The organism is Shewanella colwelliana (assembly GCF_001735525.1).
GTDB classification, from domain to species: Bacteria; Pseudomonadota; Gammaproteobacteria; order Enterobacterales; family Shewanellaceae; genus Shewanella; species Shewanella colwelliana.
In genome coordinates, this window is record NZ_MCBT01000048.1 from 568,725 (window position 1) to 594,967 (window position 26,243).

20 protein-coding genes and 2 pseudogenes are annotated in these 26,243 nt (G+C 42.5%); 15 read left to right on the top strand and 7 right to left on the bottom strand.

Going from position 1 to position 26,243, the window contains the following annotated elements:
- Positions 1–67 precede the first annotated feature (67 nt).
- The gene (locus BEL05_RS20410; protein ID WP_069672234.1) at positions 68–304 is read left to right on the top strand and encodes a hypothetical protein; all 237 of its coding nucleotides are present in this window, start codon (positions 68–70) and stop codon (positions 302–304) included.
- Positions 305–461: 157 nt separating this feature from the next.
- The gene (locus BEL05_RS20415; RefSeq protein WP_069672235.1) at positions 462–2,024 is read left to right on the top strand and encodes a tetratricopeptide repeat-containing sulfotransferase family protein; all 1,563 of its coding nucleotides are present in this window, start codon (positions 462–464) and stop codon (positions 2,022–2,024) included.
- 497 nt (positions 2,025–2,521) lie between these two features.
- Here BEL05_RS20415 and BEL05_RS20420 read toward each other — a convergent pair whose 3' ends face one another.
- The 4 genes from BEL05_RS20420 to BEL05_RS20435 all read right to left on the bottom strand — a co-directional run bounded on the left by BEL05_RS20420 (position 2,522) and on the right by BEL05_RS20435 (position 7,956).
- Positions 2,522–3,685 (bottom strand): serine hydrolase domain-containing protein, encoded by a 1,164-nt coding sequence (locus BEL05_RS20420; protein ID WP_069672236.1) that lies wholly within the window; start codon positions 3,683–3,685, stop codon positions 2,522–2,524.
- Positions 3,686–4,023: 338 nt separating this feature from the next.
- Positions 4,024–4,623, bottom strand: coding sequence for a response regulator transcription factor (locus tag BEL05_RS20425; protein ID WP_069672237.1), 600 nt, complete (start codon positions 4,621–4,623; stop codon positions 4,024–4,026).
- A complete protein-coding gene (locus tag BEL05_RS20430) occupies positions 4,616–6,565 on the bottom strand; it encodes a sensor histidine kinase (RefSeq protein WP_245687042.1) in 1,950 nt (649 codons plus the stop codon). Before BEL05_RS20430 ends, BEL05_RS20425 begins: the two co-directional genes overlap by 8 nt.
- A 209-nt stretch (positions 6,566–6,774) precedes the next feature.
- On the bottom strand, positions 6,775–7,956 hold the full coding sequence (locus BEL05_RS20435; RefSeq protein WP_069672238.1) for an FAD:protein FMN transferase: 1,182 nt from the start codon (positions 7,954–7,956) through the stop codon (positions 6,775–6,777).
- 195 nt (positions 7,957–8,151) lie between these two features.
- Between BEL05_RS20435 and BEL05_RS20440 the strand changes: the two genes are divergently transcribed.
- Both BEL05_RS20440 and BEL05_RS20445 read left to right on the top strand, forming a co-directional pair.
- Positions 8,152–9,504 (top strand): FMN-binding protein, encoded by a 1,353-nt coding sequence (locus BEL05_RS20440; protein ID WP_069672239.1) that lies wholly within the window; start codon positions 8,152–8,154, stop codon positions 9,502–9,504.
- A gap of 28 nt (positions 9,505–9,532) precedes the next feature.
- Positions 9,533–10,573 (top strand): porin, encoded by a 1,041-nt coding sequence (locus BEL05_RS20445; protein WP_069672240.1) that lies wholly within the window; start codon positions 9,533–9,535, stop codon positions 10,571–10,573.
- 67 nt (positions 10,574–10,640) lie between these two features.
- Here the strand turns inward: BEL05_RS20445 and BEL05_RS20450 are convergent, their stop codons facing one another.
- A complete protein-coding gene (locus BEL05_RS20450) occupies positions 10,641–11,084 on the bottom strand; it encodes an HNH endonuclease (RefSeq protein WP_069672241.1) in 444 nt (147 codons plus the stop codon).
- Between the two features lie 104 nt (positions 11,085–11,188).
- On the opposite strand from BEL05_RS20450, the gene BEL05_RS20455 reads away from it, so the two are divergent.
- The 3 genes from BEL05_RS20455 to BEL05_RS20465 all read left to right on the top strand — a co-directional run bounded on the left by BEL05_RS20455 (position 11,189) and on the right by BEL05_RS20465 (position 15,599).
- Positions 11,189–11,743: a GNAT family N-acetyltransferase gene (locus BEL05_RS20455; RefSeq protein ID WP_028763910.1), complete on the top strand. Its 555-nt coding sequence runs from the start codon at positions 11,189–11,191 to the stop codon at positions 11,741–11,743.
- A gap of 178 nt (positions 11,744–11,921) precedes the next feature.
- A complete protein-coding gene (locus tag BEL05_RS20460) occupies positions 11,922–14,501 on the top strand; it encodes a M1 family metallopeptidase (protein ID WP_069672242.1) in 2,580 nt (859 codons plus the stop codon).
- 177 nt (positions 14,502–14,678) lie between these two features.
- Complete coding sequence (locus tag BEL05_RS20465) at positions 14,679–15,599, top strand: manganese-dependent inorganic pyrophosphatase (RefSeq protein ID WP_028763912.1); 921 nt, start codon at positions 14,679–14,681, stop codon at positions 15,597–15,599.
- A gap of 63 nt (positions 15,600–15,662) precedes the next feature.
- On the opposite strand, the gene BEL05_RS20470 is transcribed toward BEL05_RS20465, so the two are convergent.
- Positions 15,663–18,071 (bottom strand): Lon protease family protein, encoded by a 2,409-nt coding sequence (locus BEL05_RS20470; protein WP_069672243.1) that lies wholly within the window; start codon positions 18,069–18,071, stop codon positions 15,663–15,665.
- Positions 18,072–18,396: 325 nt separating this feature from the next.
- On the opposite strand from BEL05_RS20470, the gene BEL05_RS20475 reads away from it, so the two are divergent.
- Entirely contained in the window at positions 18,397–19,329 is a 933-nt protein-coding gene (locus BEL05_RS20475; protein WP_069672244.1) for a GGDEF domain-containing protein, read from the top strand.
- An 836-nt stretch (positions 19,330–20,165) separates the two neighbouring features.
- On the opposite strand, the gene BEL05_RS20485 is transcribed toward BEL05_RS20475, so the two are convergent.
- Positions 20,166–20,951: an AraC family transcriptional regulator gene (locus tag BEL05_RS20485; protein ID WP_069672278.1), complete on the bottom strand. Its 786-nt coding sequence runs from the start codon at positions 20,949–20,951 to the stop codon at positions 20,166–20,168.
- 96 nt (positions 20,952–21,047) lie between these two features.
- On the opposite strand from BEL05_RS20485, the gene BEL05_RS20490 reads away from it, so the two are divergent.
- The 7 genes and pseudogenes from BEL05_RS20490 to BEL05_RS20515 all read left to right on the top strand — a co-directional run bounded on the left by BEL05_RS20490 (position 21,048) and on the right by BEL05_RS20515 (position 26,235).
- Complete coding sequence (locus BEL05_RS20490; protein WP_069672246.1) at positions 21,048–22,196, top strand: multidrug effflux MFS transporter; 1,149 nt, start codon at positions 21,048–21,050, stop codon at positions 22,194–22,196.
- Between the two features lie 345 nt (positions 22,197–22,541).
- Complete coding sequence (locus BEL05_RS20495) at positions 22,542–23,567, top strand: HlyD family type I secretion periplasmic adaptor subunit (protein WP_069672247.1); 1,026 nt, start codon at positions 22,542–22,544, stop codon at positions 23,565–23,567.
- A 22-nt stretch (positions 23,568–23,589) separates the two neighbouring features.
- Positions 23,590–24,120: a hypothetical protein gene (locus BEL05_RS20500; RefSeq protein ID WP_069672248.1), complete on the top strand. Its 531-nt coding sequence runs from the start codon at positions 23,590–23,592 to the stop codon at positions 24,118–24,120.
- A gap of 17 nt (positions 24,121–24,137) precedes the next feature.
- A complete protein-coding gene (locus BEL05_RS20505) occupies positions 24,138–24,635 on the top strand; it encodes a hypothetical protein (protein WP_069672249.1) in 498 nt (165 codons plus the stop codon).
- A gap of 20 nt (positions 24,636–24,655) precedes the next feature.
- Positions 24,656–24,763 (top strand): annotated as a pseudogene (locus BEL05_RS21225) (transposase); the annotation flags it as partial.
- A 115-nt stretch (positions 24,764–24,878) separates the two neighbouring features.
- Positions 24,879–24,986, top strand: a pseudogene (locus BEL05_RS21230) (transposase); the annotation flags it as partial.
- Between the two features lie 71 nt (positions 24,987–25,057).
- A protein-coding gene (locus BEL05_RS20515) for an IS3 family transposase (RefSeq protein ID WP_139151798.1) occupies positions 25,058–26,235 on the top strand; the annotation gives its coding sequence in 2 pieces (ribosomal slippage) (positions 25,058–25,325 and positions 25,325–26,235; 1,179 coding nt in all).
- Positions 26,236–26,243 lie beyond the last annotated feature (8 nt).

The following is a 26,243-nucleotide window of genomic DNA, read 5'->3' on the forward strand; positions in this document are numbered from 1 at the left end:
TTCACTTTTGCCTTTTACATGCGTGTTCCCTATAGTAATAACTCACGTCAATGAATAGGGAACGCGTTTGTCACACATCTTTGCAAATCTGTTAGCTTTTTTTACCACGACATTATTTGCCTTAATCTTGTTGTTAACCGCCGCAGTGCCAAATACTTCTGACGCGACATTTAGAAACGCTATTGACCAAGCAAACGACTCTCTTCTTAGTTTTAATCGTTATCAGGCCACTTACTTCTGCAAGCAACGCCGCTGGGAGTTTTGTCAACGTTGGGCAAGCTTTGAAGTTACTCGTTTAGCCTAAATAAAAATTTCATTTCCATATACAACAAGCGCTTAACATTGTTTAATAGAAAAAGGATGATGGTAGAACCACTTGTTAGCAAGCAATTGACTGACATTAATCAGTGTTATGATGAGTCGTTGTTGCTAATAAAAAGAGATGAACAAGGAAATTGGGTGTGTCTTCTTTATCGCAAGCAGAGCAATATTTGGTCAAAGGTGAATATCGATTAGCAGAGCAAACCTTCACCGAGCTGACTCATAATCGGCCTAGCAGCAAAGAGACTGGCTATGCCTTTATGGGGTTAGGGCAGCTAGCATTGATGGCAAAAAAAGGGGATGCGGCGGTTGAGCACCTAAGTCATGCCTGTGAGTTTTTGTCCGGTGAAATAAAGCCGCTCTGTTTACTTGCTGATGCATTTAATATGGTCAACGCTCACGAAGATGCACTAACTGTGCTTAACTACGCCAACCAAGTTGTTCCGGAATCTGCAACGCTGCGCTATCAATTGGCACAGCAACAAATTTTGATGGGGGAAAGTGAACAAGCTAAGGCACATCTAAAGCTGGCTATTGAACAATTATCCCAACGTTATCTTGATGCAACCGATCTGTTTTCCATAGAAGCGTTATCGCTATTTGCTAACTGCCTGTTGTCATTTAGTTGCTTACAAAAAGTGCAATTCGATAGACAACAGGTTGCGCCGTTAACTTGCCAAAGCGCTAACGCCCACTTCGATAGTCAAATTCAAACACAGACATATGCATTACTAGAACTTTGCGATAAAAACTATCGCCAACACAGCTCCGTCGATGGCATTAAGGTGAGGCTTCACTACGCCTTAGCGAACCAATTTCATCGTCAAACTCACTACGCCCAAGCGTTAACCCATTATAAACAGGCCAATAGATCACAGTTTGAGCAATGTAAAGTGACAACCTCAGAGTTAACCGCTTACTTTGATTTAATTAAAGCCTTTGCAGGGCCTGATGCGTTGGCCATTCAAAGTGATCAAACATTTGATGTTACGCCAATCTTCATTTTAGGCTTGCCTAACAGCGGCGCTTCAAGACTTGAGCAGATGTTGTGTGCTCACCCACAAGTTGACAGTGCAGGGGAGTGCAGTTATTTAGCTGACGATGTACTCACGACCGCTTATAAACTTACTGCTAAACATTATCCACGAAGCCTGTCTGATCTGAGTACCGAGCAGCTCAATCATCTAGCAGAGCATTATCTCAATCGGCTCAAGCAGTTTGTGAACCCAGAATTTGATGCTAATGCGCTCAGTCATAGTAATCAAAGGTTTCATCCCGAAGTCACCCATATCATAGATAGACTACCTGCAAACTTTCAATCCATAGGACTGATTTATAAACTGTTCCCTCATGCCAAAGTGATAAATGTTCGTCGTGAGGCCAACGCAGTAAAATGGGCGGTATATCAGCGCTGCTTTGCCGGCAATCAGCCTTATTTTTGTTCGCTAACTGAATTTGAACACTATCAGCATGCCTACAACAGCCTTATGGCGCATTGGGACAAAACATTGCCCGGCGTCGTGTTCGATCTAGATGGTGAACGCTTGATTAGCAAAGCAGAAAAACAACTCAGCACGCTATTGCGCTTTTGTCAATTGCCAGAGGATGAATCGGTGATCACGCATAGTGCGGTTCAGTCCCAAGGCATTGCGGGCGATCAAGGATGGCAACACTATCAAAAGCTTATTTCAGGGAAAATGTGATACTCGCATCGACCTAAAAAAGCAGTGATTTAGAAAATAATAGCAAAAGCCACTTTCGCTCGATGCATTTTTACGCACTTATTTGCATAATCGTTAAAAATATCTCCGGGCTTATACTTTCTAAAGTGCATAAATATAAATAGCTATTCACTTTCGGTAGAGAGTTAACCAACTGCCTTTTTAGTTTAAGGCTTAACATTAAAAAAACTTTTAATCTAAGTGATCGATTTCAAAAGGCAGGGCGTAATACTTGTTATGGTTTTGGTATCCATCGTCGCCAGAACTGTGTGACATGAATTAGAATACGTCGCTCTCCGTGTGTATTCTACTTCTAGTTATGTCAGACACCCTTTTGAAGAGACCACTCCCTCCGGTCTCTTCTTTTTTTTGTCTAATCGTGAGAACTTGCTCCAATCTACTACTAAAGCAACTGTTTTATGGCACACTCTTGTGCAAGCTAATTAATCGATCACTGGTGATGACTGTTTGCCGTTAGTTTACTTTTTTACACTTTTGTTTAAGGACTTAGCGTGTTCAAATACTTGATGCCAGTAGTTGGCTCCGAGTTCAGCAATGACACGAGATTCACCATTCATGAGCATCGCCATCCCGAGATTCAGTTCTGGCGAGTAGGCAATTTCAGCCACATAACCTGCAACCCATCCCGCGTGATAGATAAGCGGTCGACCTTCAAACTCATAAACACGCCAACCTTTGCCATAATGGGCGTCATCCAAGTAAGCTTTCCATTCGCGCCGCCTAAGTTCTCTAGTGGTTCTCACGCCAGGGGTGGTGATATCTTCAAGCACTACAGGGCTAATGACATCGGGGCGTTGTCCCATATTGGCCATTAACCATTTTGCGATATCTGTGATACTGGCGTTTATCCCTGCTGCGGGAGAAAGTTGATAGTAGTTGGGTTTCACCTTTACTTGCCGAAAACCAAAGCGAGTCTTAATGTGCGGCGCTGCACGATTCTCTATTTGGGTAAACGCTTTATAGCCAATTGAGGCGGTTTGCATACCTAAGGGCTCAAACAAACGTTGGGTGATCAAGCTTTCGTAGCTTTGTCCACTTTGTTGCTCAATGGCTTGCTCGATAAAAGAGAACGCGACATTTTGATAGCTGTAACACACGCCGGGATTACACATGGGCGTGAGCTTACTAAATTTAGGAACAATTTTATCAACCTTGATATTGGCATTGATCAAATTGTCATAGCTGTTTGGCATCAGGCCGGTGCTTTGGCCAATAATGTGACCAATAGTAATATCTTCGCTCTTAGCGGGTGGCGCTAAGGAAAACTCAGGTAGATAGCCTGTAATGGGCTGTTGCCAACTTAATTTGTGTTCATGCACTAATAGGCTGGCTAGGGCGCCAGCAAAGGTCTTTGATACCGACGCGAGCCGAAATACCGTATCGGCGTTGATGTTTTGCTTACCGCCTTTCTGGCGTTTACCATAAGTACTGAGTTTCAGCACTTTATCGCCTTCGACAATGACAAACGCACCGCCTGGCACCTTGTTCTTTTTCAGGCTCTGATGGAACTCTTGCTTAAAGTTATCACTCACAGCTTGATATTGTGAAGTTTGGGCACCAAAGCTATTAGCACTTACACCCAGTACTACGGCTAGTGAGGTAAACAGCATTTTTAAAGACATGAAAATACCCAGAAATCCGTATGAATACGGTATTAGTTATTATAGTTGGTCAGTGTTTTTTCGTTTAGTTGCTTCGCATTAGCAAGTTTAACCAAGGAGTTAGGCGCATAAGAGCTTTCGCGTTCTATCGGTTTAACATCTACCATTGAGCGTCAGATTATTTTTAAATGTCACACTTTTGACACATAGCTATACTAGCCAAGCGAAGTTAAAGATGTAAGCCTTTGACGCGCTAAAACGATGAGAGTGGCTATTTGCTGACCAGAATAGTCTCATTTGCGTATAATTAGTCCGCTCAAGTTGCGCTAGCGTGGCGAGGTATTGGCCGCATATAAAGATCACACCTTGCTGTTCGCCATCAGATAGGCAAGTTCCGCAATATTACTGACTTGCATTTTTTGCATCACTTTTTGTCGATGCAACTCAATAGTACGCTGGGCAATATTGAGCTCACTGGCGATAACTTTATTGAGTTTACCTTGCAGTACTTTGTGCATCACTTGTAATTCTCGGGGGGTTAGGGTGTTAATTCGCTCTACAATACTGGCTTGCAAGTTGTGTTCAGTAAAAGCGTTATTGGTTTGTTCAAGCGCTTTGGCAAGTAGATGATGTAGTTTATCGCCATCTACCGGCTTCTCAAGAAAATCAATTGCACCTTTTTGAATCGCTTGAACTGCCATCGAAATGGTACCGTGGCCTGTAAGCATGATGACACTGATAGGGCTGTTAGCCGATTTAATTTTAGTCAGTAGCTCGATACCATCTGTTCCTGGCATCTGAATATCTAAAATGGCGATAGCCGGCTGACTTAAATCGACACTCGCGAGAAACCTATCGGCACTTATATAACATTCAGTGCTGTGTCCAAGCGCCTCAAGCATCCAGCTAAGTGAGTCGAGCACATCTTGGTCATCATCGACTAGATAAAGATCACACATCTATTTGTCCCTTTAATGGAAGTGTAACTAATACAGTTAACCCCTTTGGCGGAATGGCTGAAATAAACGTTAGATTGCCACGGGCTTTTAAATCATCTAACTCCGTGGTTGCCTTTTGATTGTTGAAGGCCCGAATTTTACCACCATGCTCCTCGACAATACGCTTACATACAACCATGCCTAATCCTAGGCCATTCGCTTTTGACGTTTCAAAAGGAAAAAATAATCGTTGTAGTGCGTCATCGTTCAGTCCGACCCCTGAATCTGTAATAACAATATGTACTTGGCCAGCGTCATCTAACACACTAATTTGTAATCTTGGTTTATGACTGGTTTCCATAGCATCTAAAGCATTACGGATCAGGTTAACCAAAACCTGCTGCATTAAACTTTGGTCTACTGAGACGGTTATCGGCCAAAGCGCCAACTGAGGGACTAATTTCATCCGTTTAAAATCTGGCTGCATTAAATTTAACGTCTCATCTATGAGATCCTTTAAATCACAATTTTGATAAACACTTGGCTGCTGGCAAAACTGGCGAAAACGCTTGATCGTGCTCTGGGCCCGATCGACCTGCAGAATGGTTTTATTGAGCGCTTGTTTTAAGTCTGTTTGAGTCTCATCCAGACGATAGATACAACCTTGAGTTAAGTATCTAATACCTGCCAATGGTTGATTTAATTCATGGGCGATACCCGAGGCCATCTCACCCGTTAAGAGTACACGCTGTGCCTTATAGAACTGCTTTTGCTGCTCAAACAGGGCTTTTTGGGTATGTTTATGTTGCGCCATCTCATCGCTTAAAGCCTTGGTGCGTTTAACCACGAGGCGTTTAACTCGAAGATGATGAAAGTAGCCTAACAGTAAACCAATAGCGATTAATAATGCCCAAGGTGTTGCATCTTCTGCCAAACGTTGCCAGTTGGTCACAAATGGCCAACGTTGGAGATTTTTTAATAGCGCAAAGACATGGCTATCATTGACCGGAACCGACCAATACTTGTAATGACCAGCGACCGCCTGTGTGTCTTGCGCGGTTATTGCTAATAACGCACGCACTATTGCAGAAGCCGCTTTATGATCGGTTTTACCTAACTTAGAAAATGCGTAGGAAGGATATAGTTGGCTAGAGGTTTGACAACCAATATCGCTATCCGTTTTGGGGAGCAGAATATGTAAAGCGTTGGGAGGAATAATATGACGAGCTAATGCCGACTCCAGTACACAGGTTGGTAAAATCGCCACATCGGCACGACCATCTAGCACCTGATCTAGCAGTTTATCTTGTGGGAATCCAACAAAACTTAGGTGTTTTAAGTCAGTAAGTGGATTGAGCCCTTGTTTCACCATTTCGCCTGCAAGGATTTGAAAACCACCAAAGGCATTAGGATCTGACGACACAACCTTAAGGTGTATCAAATCTTTAAAATGCCAAATATTAAGTGATTGCTTAGCGATTAAAGCACTACCCACTGCATGTTCAGGTGAGACTTGATTGCGCGGCATCAAGGTCAACAGATGGCTTACGCCATAATCTTTTTTGAATGCTACCGTTATCAAAGCATTACCAATAATGAAGTCCAGTTCTTCCCTTGATACCTTTTCTACCAACTCATTAGGAGTAAGGGGAATAAGCTCTAGCGGAATACCTGTTTCCTGGCTGACGCGTGCTAATGTTGGTGCCCAGCGTTTATAAACGGCATCGGGTGCAGCAAACGCCAATGCACCAACTCTTAGAGGCGTGATGATAGTCGTGGTACTGACGCTGTGTTCACCTAGCTTTTCCGCAACATCATTGGTATCGGTAGCATTAGTAAAATGACTCGCATCCTCTTGTGCGACGGCGAAACAAGCACCGCATACCAACAGCAATGTCATCGATGTTCGTCTTAATGTGGGGCAGATAACACTGCAAAAACTAGAAATAGCACGTCGATTCATAAGTGCTCACGTCAGCGGAGAATTGAATCTATTATGGCGCATAACTCACTATTTTCTTAATCCCTTAATTAGCAGTGGTGATCTTGCTCACAGACAACGTATGTATGCGGTAAACCGCTATATAAATATCAAGTGTTATTTATATATAATATTGATGGATTCATCTTTACTAGCGAAACAATATTAATATCAACAGACATGAAGTAGGACTAATTGCCAGTGAAAGAGTCAAATTTATTTGATTTAACTTTATCACCTTGTTCATTTAAATACCAAACGGCTTCGATATAATCCCATTTATTCACATAGTCCAATGCTGTTTGTAATGGCATTAAAAATAACATTGTCGATATCACATCAGCGTACAACTGATGACTATTTAGTACAACGGTTGTAGCGATTCCTTTAGGTTTTGGATAAAGCGTTTTTGGATCGATAAGGTGGTGGTATTGCTGGCCATTAACCACAAAGTAACGCAAATAGTTACCGCTACTGACAACTGTAATATCCTTGCCTGTGATCACTTCATGATATTGACCTGATGGTTCATTACATTTGGCAAGCTGATAGTTACTCTTTTTACACACAGGATCTTCAACCGCAGTGGCAAACTGTCTTCCTTCAGGATGCAACCCCAAGTGTCTAATATTGCCACCAGCATTAATTATAAATTGCTCTGCACCATCTACCTTTAATTGATCGTAGACCTTCTCAGCCATCCATCCTTTTGCTATACCGCCTAAATCTATGCTCATTCCCGGTTTCATGCGCACTGTGTTATGGACACGATCTAATGAGACATCATCAATGTTGGTTAACAGTGCAGCATGATTTAACTCAGTTTGGCTAGGTATGGAGCATTCTGAGGCCTGACTATTACCTTTTAAACATGCAAAGCGATGAGTGCGCCAAAGATCGATCACTGGCGATAGTGCAATATTGAAATAACCACCGCTGCGCTGATGCCAATCGATGCCCGCAGCGATTAACTCTGTCAACAGTGGGTCAATCTGATGTTTTTCTGCTGGTGATTCGTTGATGGTCTTAATGTTAGTGACATGCCCATAGGTGCTGTAATTTGAGGCGAGATAGTGGTACTCCTGAATAACGGACAAGGCATTGCACAGCATCGATTTAGCCTTTTTGTGCTCTACGTTATACAGAGTTATTGACACCGAAGTACCAAAATAATTAACGGTATTTAGGCTGGCTTCATCATCATTAATGTTGATCAAAGCATTATTTTCACATTGATAGAAGTTGGATAACGTTGCTGGTGGGTATTTGTTTTGTGGCAAGTTATTAGCCAATGGGTCGCTACTAGCAAACACAGTTGAACTTATTGCTAACAATATTACTAAGGTAGTCAAATGTTGATTTATTAATTTCATAATATAGATTTCACACTATTAATTTACCTTAGAATTACCACGAATATACTGATAAGGTCAGTTGTATAACAAACAAATGTTAACTACGTCATATTTATTAAAGTAAAACTTAAAACCTACGGTTTTCCGCAATTGTTGTTTATTTATGTGTCTTTATGCTGGTAGTCAATAACCAAATAAAAGGGTAATAAATAGATGGCAACGACTAATTTTTTTAAGCACAGTATTATCTACACGGCTATGACATTCGCAGCACTGACCACTGCAGGTTGTGCTAACCAGACGACACAGGGAAAGTATGTTGATGGCGTACATCAAGTACAAGCCAAAGGTAAAAAAAGTCAGATCAAGCTGGAAGTCAATGTCGAGCAAGGTAGCATCGTTTCTATAAAAACCAAGTCTCACAATGAAACAGAATCACTATTTCTTAATGCTGAACGTTTGCTTCCTCAAATCGTTAAAAACAATGGCCATGAGGGCATAGATGCCGTCTCTGGTGCGACCTACTCATCAAATGGCATTTTGAAAGCCGTAAACCGCATCCCACGTAGCAATGGTATTCAACCAGAGTATGTTGCTGTTGGCGCTAAAGATGATTCAAGCAGTGATGATTTTAAACTTAAGTGGTCAATTCAGCCAAAACTTGGGTTGATCACTGGCGATTACTACTACCAAGAGGCCCGCTTCCGTCAGGGGCACATGGGTAGTATGACGATAGTGACGAACTCGGACGACATAAATGATGTGATTTTGGCTGAATTTAATGAAAGCGGCCGTCCCAACTATTACACCCGTTTATACCAAGACGTTCCAAAGCGCATGTCTGAATACAATTTCTCTATGGGCAAGAAAAAAGGTACTGCCTGGGTACAGTCGGCGCTGACCATGGAAAAGTTAATGGTGGCACAAGATAAACTCACTTTTGAGCCCAACCCAGATCATGATCCCAAGCTAGCCAATAAGTTAAAGGAACCAAACCGTCTTAAGTACCTAGGCATTGACGTTGTGGCCGGTGCATCGAACAGCATTCAACAATCTATGATCCCGCTTACCGCGAAGATCTATAACGATATTCACAGCAATGGCACTCACTATAAGTTTTATCAACATGCTGAAAAAATCAACGATGCAAAAGGCAAATGGACAGGCGTCACGGCGATGTTACGTATCGTCGTCGACACCGACACCAAGCAGATAACAAAGGCCCACTTTGACGAGATATTTGCAGATGAAAAAGCCCAAATTTCGGATGCATCACTTAAGAAGTTCTATCGCCAATCTAAGTATGACTCAATCAATTATGTAGAGCCTGCGCGAATCGGCTTTAACGTGATGATCGATGCACTTAATGTCCACCTACAAGAAGGTGGGTCGCTGTTCGATATCAATGATTTGCCAGCAACCGGTGACAGCGGTAGCTACGCTGCAACGGGTTTTACTAAACGTTCAGACGCTTGGGATCGTTATTTAGTCCAAGCTGAGATCCTTTATACCCAGATGCGTGCCGATGGGGTGATTGTTGAGCACAAAAAGCCTTCTTCTAAATAATTCAAAAAGACCAATAGAGATGATGATTATGAAAAATTTCACGCTTACAATATTAGCTAGCAGTATGTTTATCGCGCCACAGGTAATAGCCGATGATCTGATTGATGTTTATGGTCGGCTCGATTATTCGGTGACGAGTTCAGACAGCGGCAGCGCTACCCATAATGGTAAAAGTGGCACGATTCTAGAAAATAACTTCAGTCGCATCGGTGTTAAAGGTCAATCCGCACTTAATGAAGACTGGTCTCTTTTCTATAAAGTTGAAGTGGGTGTAAATGGTGCGTCGCAAGACAAAGGCAATAACCCATTTTCTGCTCGTCCAACCTTCATTGGCCTTAAGCATCAGGCTGCAGGTCAGCTTGCCGTTGGGCGCATCGATCCGGTATTTAAGATGAGTAAGGGCTTTGCCGATGCGTTTGATAATTACAGCTTAAAGCATGATCGTTTAATGCCCGGCGACAAGCGCCATGGTGACTCGTTTGAATACAAGAGCCCTAAATGGAATAAGTTGCAGCTTGGCGCTAGCTATCTAATGGAAGATAACTATTTTAAAGACTCTGACGTTCGTAAAGATAATGGTAACTATCAAGTTGCCTTGACATACGGTGATAAGTTTTTCAAAAGTGGGGATTTCTATCTAGGCGCTGCTTTCTCAGATGGTATTGAGGATATTAAAGCAACCCGTTTAGTTGGCCATGTAAAGTTCGATAAAGTGAAATTTGGCACCATTATTCAGCAGACTGAATTGGTCAACCCGACTAAGCCACATTACCAAGACAGAGACGGTATAGGTTTCATTGTCAGTGCAACGTATCAAATTGATGAGCTGTTGCTGAAGCTACAATACGGTAATGATGATTCGGGAACCGGTAAAATTGCAGGCCGAGTGTACGATACGTTAGGTGAATCAGCTTTGTTGGTCCCTGAAGTGTCGCAATGGGCGGTTGGTGCTGAGTATCGCTTGTCAAAATCAACCCGTATTCATACAGAAGTAGGCCAGTTTGACGTTAAACAATACGATGATTTTGACGACACCATCGTTAGCCTAGGTTTGCGTTTTGACTTCTAATACGTATTGAGCAATTTCATCTGCGTAACCCCCGCAGTTAAGCACATGGATGTGCCCCCCTTTAGTTTTATCGCCAATCGATTTCAACATTTGCCATCTTGCCCAAGTTACAGGCTTCACACAGAATTTGCAGATTATCGATATCTAACGCTAATTCAGGATAGCGGCATCTCGGTTTTATGTGGTCGACATGCAACACGGCACCACTTTTTGGTGTAGCACCACAACAGACACAACGTCTTTCATAATACTCTAACGCCTGTAGACGCAGCGCCCGCCAAGCCTTGGTTTTATAAAAATCGACAGTTTGATCTGTTGGTAGGTCCTCAGCGGGGGCATTAAAGCTTAAGTGACCTTGTGAACCACTGAAAAAAGAGGCATTAATGTCCACTTCCTCACGATGCTTAAGCAACCACTTGTTGATGTTGCGTAAAGCGCTTTTCTCAGTTTTATAATGCTTGGTTCTAATACTATCACCGAGCCTAAACGTCACACTAAACAATCGCTCCATACTTGCCTCGCTAAATTTTTGAAACCGGCTTTATTTCATCACGTTACTCTTTTTGATGGTCAGGTTTAAGGTTATCATGAGCAACCAAGGATTAGGAGCACACCATGCAGATAGCCAATAGCCCTCGATTACAGTTTGAGATGATCACTTATCGTGATGCCGATTTACTGTTTGAACTTGACCAAGATCCACAAGTCATGCGCTACATTAATGGTGGTACACCTTCAACAATGTCTGATATCACGGAAAAATTTATCCCACGCGTCGAGGCCTTCACTAACGTAGAAAAAGGATGGGGATTATGGAAAGTGACAACACTTGCCTCTGAAGACCCACGGCCAGCACAGTTTATTGGTTGGATTTTAGTGCGCCCAATGGATTTCTTCAGTGATCAGCCCAACTGTCATGATATTGAAATTGGCTGGCGATTTAAACGATGCAGTTGGGGTAAGGGTTATGCCACAGAAGCGGCACATGCTGTGGCTGATGCGATTGCAGCGCAACCGGAGGTGACTCATCTCTCAGCCATTGCTGATGACGCTAATTTCGGATCCATTAATATCATGAAAAAACTCGGCATGGATTTTATTAAAGTCGATACCTATGACGTACATGGCCGTGATGTTGACGTCGTCTGCTACCAAAAGCGCGTTAAATAGCTGCAAGCACACCAATTTAGTAAGCAGATGTGTTCTATAGCTAGCCTTCTCCTTGCTAGCTTTGTTAACATTCGACACAAAATCGCCACACATACGCGACCTTTACGGTGTGAACTATCACCTTAAGGGCTATCTGTATGGGCGACGTATTGACATTATTCTTATAAAAGGGAACTCCATGTATCGTATCGTCACCTCAGGGCTTGTGACTGCGGCGCTCATTAGTAGTGCACCGTTAAGCGCGAATGAATTTGTGTTAAGTAAAGTAGCCAAACCGATATCTCAAGCGATAAAACTGTCTCTGGACCCAGCGCTGGATAACTTTTCTGGATCAACACAAATCCAAATTGAAGTGTTGAACAACACCAAAACTATCGATATCAATGGCGTTGCCTATACGGCCACTAATATTAAACTCGATGGCGTCAGCCAATGTGACATGACATCAAAAATGCTTGATACTGGCATTGTTAAACTCCATTGTGCTAACGAAATCGTCCCCGGCAAGTACACATTGTCGATGGATTTTACTGCCCCCTATAATCGTCAGTCGGTTGGCCTTTATAAGACAATAGATGGTGATTTGCCGTACCTGTTTACTCAGTTTGAAATGAGCGACGCGCGACGCGCATTCCCCGTTTTTGACGAACCAGAGTACAAAATACCATTTCAGGTGACCATCACGGCCCCAAGCGGTGACAAGGTTTATAGCAACACTCCAGAAATCAGTACTAACGTGGCAGGGGAAATGACTACCCATACCTTTGCGCAGACAAAACCTATCTCATCTTATCTCGTCGCGTTTGCTGTAGGTCAGTTTGAAGAGATTGAAGTAACTGGCATGAAAGTGCCGGGAAGGGTGATCACCACTAAAGGAAAAATTGAGTTAGCGAAATATGCTGCCCAGCAGATGCCTGTGGTGCTTGGTGCGTTAGAAGAGTATTTTGGTGTCGATTATCCCTACGCTAAATTGGATTCAGTTGCGGTGCCGGAGTTTCCTTTTGGAGCGATGGAAAACGCAGGCTTGGTCACTTACCGTGAAGATATTTTGCTACTGGATGATAACAGCGCGACCCAAAATGCACGTCAACGTACGGTATCGATAATCGCTCATGAATTGGCACACCAGTGGTACGGTAACTTAGTGACCATGGCGTGGTGGAATGACTTATGGCTTAACGAAGCCTTTGCAAGTTGGATGGCCTCTAAGATTACCCATCAGACTCATCCAGAGTTTGAATCAAACCTACGCCTGTCTAAAAACCGTGTTATGGGCGTCGATGCTCGGTTATCCACCAAACCAATCCGTAAACCCATTAATACCGAAGCCGATATCATGGATGGCCTAGGCTTAGCATACAGCAAAGGCGAAGCCGTGCTGTCAATGGTTGAGAACTGGATAGGCGAAGAGGCATTCAAAGCGGGGATCCGCGATTATATCAAGACACATGCCTATAAGAACACCACTGCAGATGATCTATGGAACGCCTTGGCAAAAGCCTCAGGTAAAGATGTCGCACAAGTGCTGAAAACCTTTATTGAGCAATCGGCTTATCCACTTATCACAGCTAAGGTGTCTGGCAATCGACTCACCTTGTCACAGCAACGCTTTGTTACTGCAGGCACCGAAGCGCCAGCACAAACGTGGACTGTTCCCGTATCGGTTAAATTTGGTGGCACTAAGCTAACCAGTGAACAAACACTGCTGCTTGATGCGCCAAGTAAAACCTTCGAATTACCCTTTGCACCAGCTTGGGTATTTCCTGATGCACAAGGTATGGGCTACTACCGCTGGTTGCTTGAAGCTAAGCAGATGGACACCTTATTAAGCCACGCTAAAACGGCCCTTAACCCAAGGGAGCGCAAAGCCTTGATCTCAGCAGCAGATGCTTTATTGGACGCTGGCTTTATCTCTGGTGGCGATTTACTTAAAATTTTAGGTGAGTTCGTTAATGATCCACATCCACAAATCGTCTCCAATGCGCTGGGGTATCTGCAAGCGCAAAAAGGGACATTTATCGATGACAGCAACAGAGAATTGTGGGCGAAGTTTGTCACTATGCGGGCCAAACTAGCCGTTGACACATACGGGCTAACCACCAAGGCAGGTGAAGACCCACAGATCAGTAAATTGCGCCCTATGTTAATTGCATTGCTTGGGTTTGAAGGTCAAGACCCTGCAATCATTGACACTGCTAAGGCCCAAACTGCTGCGTACTTAGACAAGGCAAGCAGCGCTGACCCATATCTTATTGCAACATATCTGCAAGTTGCTGTCTTTAATGGGGATGCCTCATTAATCAAACAGATTAAGACGGTATTTGAGACAACCAAAGATCCGCAGCAAAGAACCAATCTGCTCTATGCACTGGGCTATGCGCCTGCAGGAGCAATGCAGCTAGATGTTTTGGCTTACAGCCTAACAGATAAATTAACGGCGCCAGATTTAAGTTATCTGTTTAGCGGGCAGAACTACACCAAAGAACGGGAAGTGGTATTTAGAGATTGGGCCTATGCAAATTACCCAGCACTTGCTGAAAAACTCCCACCGTTCGCATTGCCACGTTTGCCAGCTTTTGTCGCTGGCGGTTGCGAACTCGCGCCACTTGCTCGTGCCAATACATTTTTTAGCACTAAGATTGAGCAAGTACCTGGTTATGCGCGCAGTCTATCGAAGCTTGATGAACAGGTTAACAATTGCGTTCAGTTAAAAATACGTGAGCAAGCAAGCGTAGACCACTATCTAAAACAGCTTTAGGTAGAACCGAACGAGAAAAGGCCCGCTAAGCGGGCCTTTTTATTTTAAGGCGATTGAAAACCTAATAACACATGACTCAGTAGTAAATAATTGGTCTAAGGAATTAATAGCCTTTAGCTAATGTAAATCTAGTTCTTCTTTGGTAAAATGCGGCAAAATTTCCAGTGAGAGTTAACTATGCCAATGTATGTTGTGGGACATAAGATCCCAGATTCAGATTCAATTTGCGGCGCTATCGCACTTGCTTATCTCAAGAACCAAATCGGCGAAGCGGCTATTGCTGCCCGTCTTGGTGAACTATCACCTGAAACGGCTTTCATTCTTGACCGCTTTGGCTTTGAAGCACCAGAGTTTAAAGAGCGCTACGCTGGTGAAGAGGTCTATATTGTCGATCATTCTGAGCTTACCCAAGCGCCAGATGATATTGCCCAAGCGACGATAGTTGGTATTGTTGATCATCATAAACTTGGCGACTTGACCACATCTACTCCGCTAGAGTGCTGGATCCGTCCAGTGGGTTGCAGTAACACTGTGATAAAGATGATGTACGATTTCTATAGTGTTGAAATCCCAGCCGATATTGCAGGCATCATGCTTTGTGCCATCTTAAGTGATACCGTTATCTTTAAGTCTCCAACTTGCACCACAGCTGATATCAAGTGTGTCGAAGCACTGGCAGAAATCGCGGGAGTTGAAGATTACAAAGCCCTTGGTATGGAGATGTTTAAGGTTAAGTCTGCTGTTGAAGGCACACCTGCACGTGATCTTGTAATGCGTGACTTTAAAGATTTCAATATGAACGGTAACTTAGTCGGTATCGGCCAGCTAGAAGTTATCGATCTTTCGGTGTTTGACGACATTAAAGCCGAGCTTGAAGCTGATATTGCAGCACTGAAAGCCGAAGGTAATCGCCACAGCGTATTATTGCTGCTTACTGACATCATGAAAGAAGGTTCTGAAGTGTTAGTGGTTTCAGACGACAGTGAGCTAACCAGCCGAGCTTACGGTAAAGCGACTGAAAACGGCAGAGTTTGGTTAGACGGTGTACTTAGCCGTAAAAAGCAAGTAGTACCGCCACTACAGGATGCGTTTGCTTAAACGTAATACAAAAAAGCCGGTATCTACCGGCTTTTTTGTTTTGATTGATAATTGCCAATCGTTTTAGTTATCGCTACTCTTTGCCTGCTGTTTAACATGGTCTCTGAGCTTCTTTAGCCTTTTGTCAGCAATGCCATATACTGACTCTTCAGGATAATCTTCAAACTCAAAATCTCGCTCGCCAGCAACAACGCCAGTTAATATTTCCACGGCTTCACTGACATGGTCTATTGCCCAAATAGAGAAAGTCCCTTTTTTGACGGCATCGACAATATCAGCTCGTAGCATCAAGTTTTGTGCATTGGATTTGGGAATGATCACGCCTTGACTATCGCACCGTCCCTTAATTGAACAGACGTCAAAGAAGCCTTCTATTTTTTCATTCACGCCGCCTATAGGCTGTGCTTGACCAAATTGGTTCATCGACCCCGTTATTGCGACATCTTGACGTAATGGCAGTTTCGAAAATGCCGAGATGATGGTGCATAGCTCCGCCATCGACGCACTGTCACCATCAACACCACCATAATTTTGCTCAAAGGTCAGGTGAGTAGTTAACGGAATTTTATCAGTTTGGCCCAGTACAGTCGCCAAGTAAGCGGTTAATATCATCACCCCTTTTGAGTGAATGCTGCCACCGAGCTCAACTTTGCGCTCAATATCAAATACTGCACCGTCACCATAAGCCACCGTTGCAGTGATTCGATTTGGTGCACCGAACTGATGGTCGGAAGTTGATAACACCGACAATGCGTTGATCTGACCAACAACACTGCTTTGAGTATCGATTAAGGTGGTACCGTTAACGAAGCTCTGCATAATATTATCTTTGAGACGACAAACTCTGTGCTCATGGTTGCGCAGCGCCTGATCGACATGGCCAACGCGGATCATGTTTGAGTGACTCGCTTTTGCGACATAGTTCGCCTCGCGCAAAAGGTTAGCGATGTCAGCAGAATGTAAAGACAACTTATTCTGTGCATCGGCCTGACGAGCACTAAATTCAATGACACGTTTAATTGCAGCTCTGTCGCAATGCAACATTTTATTACCATGCACTATGCTAGAGATAAACTTTGCGTATTGCGCCTCAGACTCGTCAGTGCGTACCATCTCATCTTCAAAATCAGCGGTGACTCTAAATAGTTCCTTGAACTCAGGATCATAGTGCTGCAACAGCTGATAGGTCTGATAGTCACCAAACAAAATGATTTTGACATCCAAAGGGATAGCTTCAGGGTCAAGCGATATGGTACCCGACAACGTCACTTCACGTTCAAGCGAGCTAAGGCTAAGCTTACGAGACCGTAAGGCGCGCTTTAGGCCATCCCAAACATAGGGCTGTTCGAGGACCTTAATGGCGTCAATCATCAGTACGCCACCATTCGCTTTATGTAAACTGCCGGCTCTGATTAAAGAAAAGTCGGAAAAAATGGTGCCTTTAAAGGTCGCATTTTCTATATAGCCAAAGATATTGTGATAATTGGGGCTTTCTTCAACCACAATAGGCAAACTTTGAGAGCCATGATTAACCAATACATTGACTTGATAACGACGTGGCATTTTTTTCTGCAATGAAGCATAAGAGATAGCGACTTGCTCTTCATTCTGCTCGAGAAAGATATCTAAATTATCAATGATATCATTGTGCATATCATTAAGATGGGCCTTAACCTCACTTTGATCAGCATAAGCCAGTTTTAACGGCTCAAGTAGGTGTACCAGTACATCTTGGGCTACCTGTTCATCATGCTTTTGCTGCTTATCAGAGTAGGTTTCTTCCCACACAGTAAACTTGCGTACCACTTCACGTAACTTAGACTCAAGCTCACTGATATTTTCTTCTAACAGATCTTGCTCTTTATTCGATAATGCGGCAAAACTCTCTTCGGTATGGGCTTCTTCGCCATTCATCGCCACTAATTCGTAACTGCCTTGTGCCGTTATCGACAAGGCGACATGTTTTGAGCTGGCCTCTTTGGTTAACCGATTGAGCGCCGCTTCCTGTTTAGCTGCCAACTGCGATTTGAGTTTGTCAGCGCGAGAATAGTAAATCTCATTGTCAAAAGCTAAGGGCAGGGCTTTAACCAAGCGCTTCATTAGCTGCTCAATAGCTTTTTTAAATTTTGTGCCTTCACCTTGAGCCAATTTTAATACTTTTGGCGTTCTAGCTTCGTCAAAATTGGCGACATAACACCAATCATAAAGAGGGGTTGCATTGCCATTTGGATCATATCTATCTAAATAGCGCATCACCATTGTACGCTTTCCTAGACCGTTACGGCCAATCGCGTAGATATTATAACCTTTATCTTTCATTGACATAGCAAACTCAACAGCTTGCTGGGCGCGTTCTTGCCCCACAATTTCATTCAGTGGGGTTAAATGCTTAGTAGACTTAATATCAAGCGGTAAGCCATTGAGTTCACAGTGGCGGTAAAGTTTGTCACTGGTAAGAGGGGAAATTGGCATAGATGAATTACCTCATATGACAGATATTGATCTCAGTGTAGGCATGAGATTTTTAAATTTCAGTACTTAATTGATGGATCCCCCTTTTTTACCTCGATAATCAAGTTAAACGGTTAATATATAGGCAGATAAGCGCTTCTGGCGGATTAACTGACTAAAAAATGCGGTAAAGCCATTTGGTTAAGTTATTCATATCAAGCTTTCCTCTCCAAGCTGATGGTCTATCCAGTATGTTTAACCAGATCAACGTAGTAGTTTTTACCCAGCTATACTTTGTTTTATTAACAGGGAATGTATTCGAATAACAATAACGTGAGAGATGACCATGTATGATATCCAGTCACAGCTCCCTCAAGACCTACTCCAATTTATTGCTGGTGACTCTCACCTGCTGCAAATGACTATAGATACCTTGCCTGTGCCGATTTTTTATAAAGATGTGCAGGGGATTTATTTAGGCTGCAACAAGGCGTTCGAGGACTTCATCAAATTAAAACGTGAAGAGTTGGTAGGGTTCAGTGTGCATCAACTGTTCGATAAAGAACTCGCCGACATTTATCAGGCTGCAGATCAGGCGCTATTTAGTAACCCTGGTATCCAAATATATGAGAAGCAAATACGTACCAGCGTTGGTGAGGATGTTTATGTTAAGTTCCATAAAACCAGCTTTAACGACAGTAACGGCAATGTAGCAGGGCTTATAGGCGTTATTTTTGATATTACCGAACAGAAAAAGCTAGAGATGAAGTTGCAACGCAAAGCTGCTTATGATGATTTAACAGGTTTACTCAATCGCTGCGAAGGAATGCGAATTGGCTTAGAACGCTTTGATAACGCAATAGCTACTGGAAATGATTTTGGGCTAATAATGATAGACGTCGATCATTTTAAGGAGATTAACGATAACTATGGCCACGGAGTAGGAGATGAAGCCTTGCGTCACATAGCGATGACGTTAGCCCAATCTATCACCTCAAATGAAATCTTAATTCGTTGGGGCGGCGAAGAGTTTATCGTACTCGTCATGGCGGGTACTGTTGATTCTAAATCATTTGCCCATCATCTACAAAAGACTGCCGAGCAGTGCCGCCAGACCCTTGTTCAAACCCCTTTTACTCAAGTCACACCAGCGCAGACCATAACGATCAGTTGCGGTTTGGCTTACTTTACGAGGAAAAGCTGGGAGCAATTGCTTCACGATGCCGACCTAGCCTTATATAGAGCAAAAGACAAAGGGAGAAACACGGTTTCTTTTTGAGCATGAGAACTCAATTCTGTCACTTATCTACAAATGGTCTTAATAATTGTCACTACGATCTCCGGTTACTTGGTATTCCGGTCTGCCCCACATCAACTAGGGTGAGCTCTACAAAGCAACAGATTGAAGAGCTCTACAGGAAATGGAAATAGATAGAATTGTAACCCCTTATACTTGCGCACTATTCAGTGCAAACCCATTACCTAAATGGATTAGCAGACTTTTGAGTAAAATTCTCAATAACTACTTGGAACCATGTTACAGTTTGCGCCGTAACACTTAATCAGGAGTAAAGGCTTAAACAGCTTTCAGATATGCGAAAATCAGACAAAAAGTTAGATAATTTACTTTGTGCAGTGTTAACTAATGTGTGCCAAAAGGCTATTGATCATGTCTCGGGATTTCAATGGTTAACGCATACTGTAGACTTTTCAAACTACCCTAATAGCATAAAGGTTGTATGTGTATTTGATACAAATGAAAGTCTAAATAACTTTGTGGATTCTGAACATAATCATTATCTTACATCACTTATTCATGAGCAATTTGAAAGCAATCACATTAGGCTTAAAAACGTTACAAAGCATGTTTATTACGACTCAGAACAGCGTTGTGATGAACAAAACGGCGGTAACTGGGCTTTAAGGCTAACTAATGACAAGCGAAACAGTACACTTCCTTCTAGGTAAGTTTAATTACGAACCTATGAGTTAAAAAACGTTAAGCCGTGAGCGCTACTAATTTAAGTTCGAAAAAGGGCTAGGGTGGACATCTCTTACCTACTAGGTAAGAGATAGACTTGACTCCAAAAAAAACACCCAAGTATTTAAAATAATTTAGTTAGGCGTAACGGTATGACCTTTTATAAAACTTAGAGGCGTTTGCCCTGTTTGTTTTTTAAAAAAGGCAATAAATGCGCTGTCGGATGAAAACTCCAACCAATTGGCAACGTCGCAAACTTGCATTTCTCTAGAGAGCAATTCAATCGCTTTTAGCAAACGCCATTGCTGCCGCCAGTCTTGATAAGACATACCTGTTTCAGCCTTGAACAAGCGGGTGATAGTTTTTGTACTTGCACCTGATGAATGCGCTATTTGAGTAAGAGGTGGCACCAAATAAGATTCTTTAATCACTTGTTGGCAAAATGTCTTCAGGCGGCGATCTGACGGCAAGGGTAATTGAAAAGAAAGACGGTTCGCTGCATAAAATTCTTCCCAAAAAAGAGCTGTTGTATTTTTCATTTCACGTTCTGGTTTGAACCACTCCCAATGTGCCATTTTATCAATAAGCGCTTTTAGTAATGTTTCCACCTCAATCATAGTGATGCTCGTAGGGCACTCAAAAACTGAACAATTGAAGTATAGCGAGCGATATGCCACCACGTTCGTCATTATTGCTCGATGTTGGGTATATGGTGGAATCCAGACAGCCTTTGTAGGTGGTAAAATGCAGATTGAGTTCTCTAATGCGAAACTGATACATCCTTGAGGCGCATAGGGTAGTTGACCTTTCTTGTGCTGGTGCATGCCCGAGTCGTGTTTGCCTATATCGGCTGCTATCCCAACAACGCAACCAGTTAGTTTATCTGCATCGAATTGGATGTTTTCATCAATAATAGCCATTTGTCCGAATCTTAATGTTTTGGGTTTTAATGTTGTTAATGGGTAAATGGTAGCCTCATCTAAACTACGCGCCAAGTTAATTGATGAGTACACCAGATGAACACAAAACCTTCCTTATGGCTGATGGTTGTTATGTTGATGTTTCCGCAGATCGTAGAAACCATCTACAGCCCAGCTTTGGGCGCTATTGCCAAATCATTTTCCGTAAGCAACTCTCAAGCAGCGCAAACCATATCAATATACTTTTTTGCCTTTGCTATTGGTGTTGTTACCTGGGGAATATTGGCCGACAAACTAGGCAGACGGCCAACAATGATTATCGGTCTATTCATATATGCTAGCGCAGCAGTGGTTGCTATGAAAACTGAGAGCTTTGCCATCATACTAATCGCTCGGGCCGTTAGTGCATTTGGCATCGCTGTCGGCTCAATTGTGACACAAACTATGCTTCGTGATGCGTTTGGTGGCAAAGAGCTAAGTAAAGTGTTTAGCTTAATGGGAATAGGGATCTCAATCAGTCCTGTATTAGGAATGCTCTTAGGCGGAAAACTCAGTGCAACTGGCGGCCATCATGATGTTTTCTTCGCACTAGCAGCCATGGCTGTTATCTTATTGACTTACAACCTAGCCAAACTCCCAGAAACGCAGAAAGAGAAACAATCGCTACAATTATTCAGCCTAAGCCTTTGTATTATAAAAGATAAAAATGTTATACTGTCGGCACTCTTGGTTGCACTGTATAACGTAGCGCTATTTTCTTACTACCAACTAGGCGCATTTATCTTTGTTGATCTCGGTTTTAATTCGAGTCTATTTGGGTACAGCGGTGTTGTATTAGGCATTGGAACCTTGCTCGGAAGCTATTTAAACAAAACTCTTCTGACAAGGAAAGCCTCTTTTCACACGCTACTATGGGTATCCGTTTCACTGCTAACGATTGGCGCTCTTGGGGTTTATTTGATACTAGATTCCATCTGGTTTCTCACCCCAATGATGCTTGTTGTCATTTCATTCAGTATTGCGATCCCAAATATACTGAGTGCAGCTTTGGTCAACTATAAACAGCAAACTGGAAGTGCTGGGGCGATCTTTGGATTACTCTATTACCTCATGATTGGAGCAGGATTGACGTTAGCCGGTGTGGTTCAGCATTTGGGTATTGTACTCGTAACATGCAGTGCTATGGCACTTGTAGCGACCATGTCATGGGTTGACTCGAGAGCTTCTAACTCAACCGTTAGGTAAATGCATCAAGTTGAACCTAGTAACTGTTTTCATAATAAATTTCTCATAACTCGGGGCAGTCCACTTGCACTCTTTTGAGGTCTAGTTCCTTTGGGCCGTTGACCAAACTTTACTACTTTCGCTAGAACAGAACTGAATATTTTAATTTATAGAGAGCTTATTCTTAGAGGGTAAAGGCCACAAATGCGCTTGAGTATTTTTTGACGAATTGCATTAAATTGGCGGTTTATTCACTATCTGCACTGTGTGTTAAATATTTTTGCAACAAGCACTTACACATATTGCGAGCATGTTGCGTTTCGTGTACATTTTCGCCATCAGGGATGAAGATGACTCAGGAATAAGATGTCGAACAATTTTTCTTCAGGGATCCAATGTTTATCATTGGTTGCCCGTTTTCACCAAATCCCTCCAGAGCCGAGTGCGCTGCTGCGTGAATATCAATTCAATGATGCAGATAATACGAACTCGCCCTTGGCTGATATTAATTTAGTTCGTGCGGCTAAAAGTCTCGGTTCTAAAGCCAAAGTTAGGTTCACCAGTGAAATCACCAAACTGATGGCTGAAAAGAAATCGATAAAGATAGATGTCGGCCGTATCGAAAAAACCTTGCCATTAGTGATTGAACGAGAGCGTAGTTATTACACCTTGCTTGGCACATCATCCGTATCACGTAATCAATATTTAGAATTAAAACAACAGCGTATTGACCAGGAAGAATCCCTGTTACTACAACGTGCCAAGATTGAACAAATCAGTGCGAGCGTAGTGTCTGCCGAGCAAAATCTTTATGCCTACCTGTCAGAAACTCGCCGTAATACTCTGCAAGAGATTAACCAATTAACTCGGCAAAGTGAAAGCGCTAAGCAGGAGCTAACCAAAGCAGAACGGTTAACTCGGTTGCGGGTATTGGTCTCACCCGTTGATGGAGTTGTAGAAGAGTTGGTTATAGCGACGATTGGTGGTGTGGTTACCCCAGCTCAAGAGCTGCTTAAAATTGTGCCTATTAGTGAGCACGGTGGTCAGCAACTAGAGGTCGAAGCTGGATTGCTCAATAAAGACATTGGGTTTGTGCATACTGGCCAAATTGCTGAAATCAAAATAGACAGTTTTCCATTTACTAAATACGGCGTAATTGATGGCGCAGTCGCTGATATTTCAGCCGATGCCATTGAGCATGAACAACTGGGTTTACTGTTTCCGCTTAAAGCGTCATTAGCGACCGATGAAATCAATGTCAATGGTAAGTGGGTCAAACTTAAACCTGGTATGTCAGTCACAGTTGAGATTAAAACAGGCACCCGCCGATTAATGGAGTTTTTATTAGCGCCGTTAATGCGTGGTGTGAGTGAAGGCGCGCGAGAGCGTTAACCTCTTAATAAGGAGTAAACTAGTGAAAGCTTATACTTGGTTTCTAATTCTCATTGTCGGCAGTTTTACTGGTTGCTATGGCGATAGGATTTTATCTAACTTATTGTTTGATAAGTACTGTAGTGAAGAGGGGCGTACTGGTCAGTTTATCTATGAACGTGTCGGGTTAGGGGAAGAGTATTTTATACCAATACCTAAAAACAGGCGTGAACTAGTGCGTGTTGATAGGGGTTATTTTATAGATAATGATAAACTATTAATTGATGAAAAGCGTTTTTTAAAAGATTTTGTTTATAGTGATACCAGGGAAATTCTGATCTCTCAATTTGGGCCTATTTATAGTTATGAAAATACCGTTGTTAGAAAGTCAGATAACAAGGTACTTAGTAAAAAAATATTCCTTGTAAATGAAAAAGGTTGGTTGTTTAGGCAGTCCATTTTGTGGGTGGCTGTTGGAGACCATTGTCCAGAGTATAGAGGGAACTTAGTAGTTAAATCAGAAAGTAAAACATTCTACAAAGATCTTATTGATAATACATTTTATAAAAAATAACTTAAATGGAGTTTATTATGGTTATTAAGTCATTATTTAATGATGCTCTCTTGGCTCAAGCGGCTTACGCAACAAAGTTAACCGCAGGAATGAAGGAAAGCGAGTTTATAGACGCGCTATTACGTGTATCAGGTGTTACTCAAGCTCAAGCTGAGTATTTTGTATCAAAATATAGGGTAGTTGAGCAAGTTGAGAATGCAGATACTGGCTTTTCAGCTACTTTGTTTGAAAACAAAGAAACACTCGAATATCATCTCGCAACTCGAGGTACAGATAGTTCAAACCCACTAAACCCTGATTGGATAGATGCTAATGTAGACAATCTATTTCATGGAGCTTCTTACGACCAAGTTGCAGTTTTATTAAACTTTTATCTTAGGTTGACACATGCACAAACAGAGACTGTGGCGCAGTTTGCATTTGAAGAGCTGGTTTTAGCATCAGACGCGCAAACAAAACATAGACACCCATCATTAATGGCACAGAAGCAAACCTCCTACTATGCTTTGATTTAGCATTGAACAAGGAGGTTTTTATGCCACGCCCTCGCAGCACTCAAATTAGTTTGGAAGACACTCCCTATTATCATTGTTGTAGCCGTGTTGTTCGCCGAGCCTTCTTATGCGGAGAAGACAAATACACTGTAGTGGTACGGTGAATTTGGCCACCTAGTTAGAGGTGATATCATCACCTCATAAGTTAACAGGTGACACTATGAAAAAACGTACAAGGATTTAGCATTGAACAAGGAGGTTTTTATGCCACGCCCTCGCAGCACTCAAATTAGTTTGGAAGACACTCCCTATTATCATTGTTGTAGCCGTGTTGTTCGCCGAGCCTTCTTATGCGGAGAAGACAAATACACTGTAGTGGTACGGTGAATTTGGCCACCTAGTTAGAGGTGATATCATCACCTCATAAGTTAACAGGTGACACTATGAAAAAACGTACAAGAAGACTTTTTAGCGCAGAGTTCAAACTTGAATCAGCTCAATTAGTGCTAGATCAAAATTACTCAATTGTTGAAGCTGCTCAAGCCATGAGTGTAGGCAAATCAACCATGGATAAATGGGTTCGACAATTAAGAGAAGAGCGACAAGGTAAGCAACCTAAAGCATCACCTATATCACCAGAACAAATTGAAATTCGAGAGTTAAAAAAGCAACTCGCTCGCCTCCAAGAGCACAACGAAATATTAAAAAAGGCCACAGCTCTGTTGATGTCGGACTCACTGAACAATTCTTAATAATTGAGAAACTCAGGCAGAGCTACAGCATAAAAACATTATGCGAAGTGTTCAGTATTCATCGTAGTAGTTACAAATATTGGAAAAAGCGGCCAACAACCATTAATGCCGATAAAGTTAAACTTCGGAGCCTAGTTAGCGAAGTACACACTGCAAGTAATGGGTCGGCTGGTGCTAGAACCATTGCAGATATGGTTAGCCAGCAAGGTGTCTTGCTAAGCCGCTATCGTGCCACTAAGTTGATGAAAGAGCTTGGTATAGTTAGCTGTCAGGTTCCTAAGCACAAATACCGAAAAGGCACGCTAGAACATATTGAAACCCCTAATCACCTAGGTCGACAATTCGCAGTTACAGCTCCGAATGAAGTCTGGGTTGGTGATGTCACCTACGTGTGGGCTGGTAACCGCTGGATGTACTTAGCTGTTGTGATTGATCTATTCGCCCGTAAAGTGATTGGCTGGGCTATGTCATTATCACCTGATAGCCGTTTAACTGGCAAAGCGCTTACGATGGCCTATGAAGGTCGTGGTAAACCTAAAGATGTTATGTTCCATAGCGATCAAGGGACTCACTATACAAGCAGAAAATATCGACAACTTTTATGGCGATACCAGCTCAAACAAAGTTTATCTCGACGTGGGAATTGTTGGGATAATAGTCCAATGGAACGCTTTTTTAGGAGCCTTAAGACAGAATGGATACCAACAACAGGGTATCGTAATTTTACAGAAGCTCAGAACGAAATTACACGATACATAATTGGATATTACTGCCAGCTTCGTCCACATCAATATAACGGCGGACTGACGCCCAATGAATCGGAACGATTGTTCTGGTTAAACTCTAAGATCGTGGCCAATATTAGTTGACCACTACA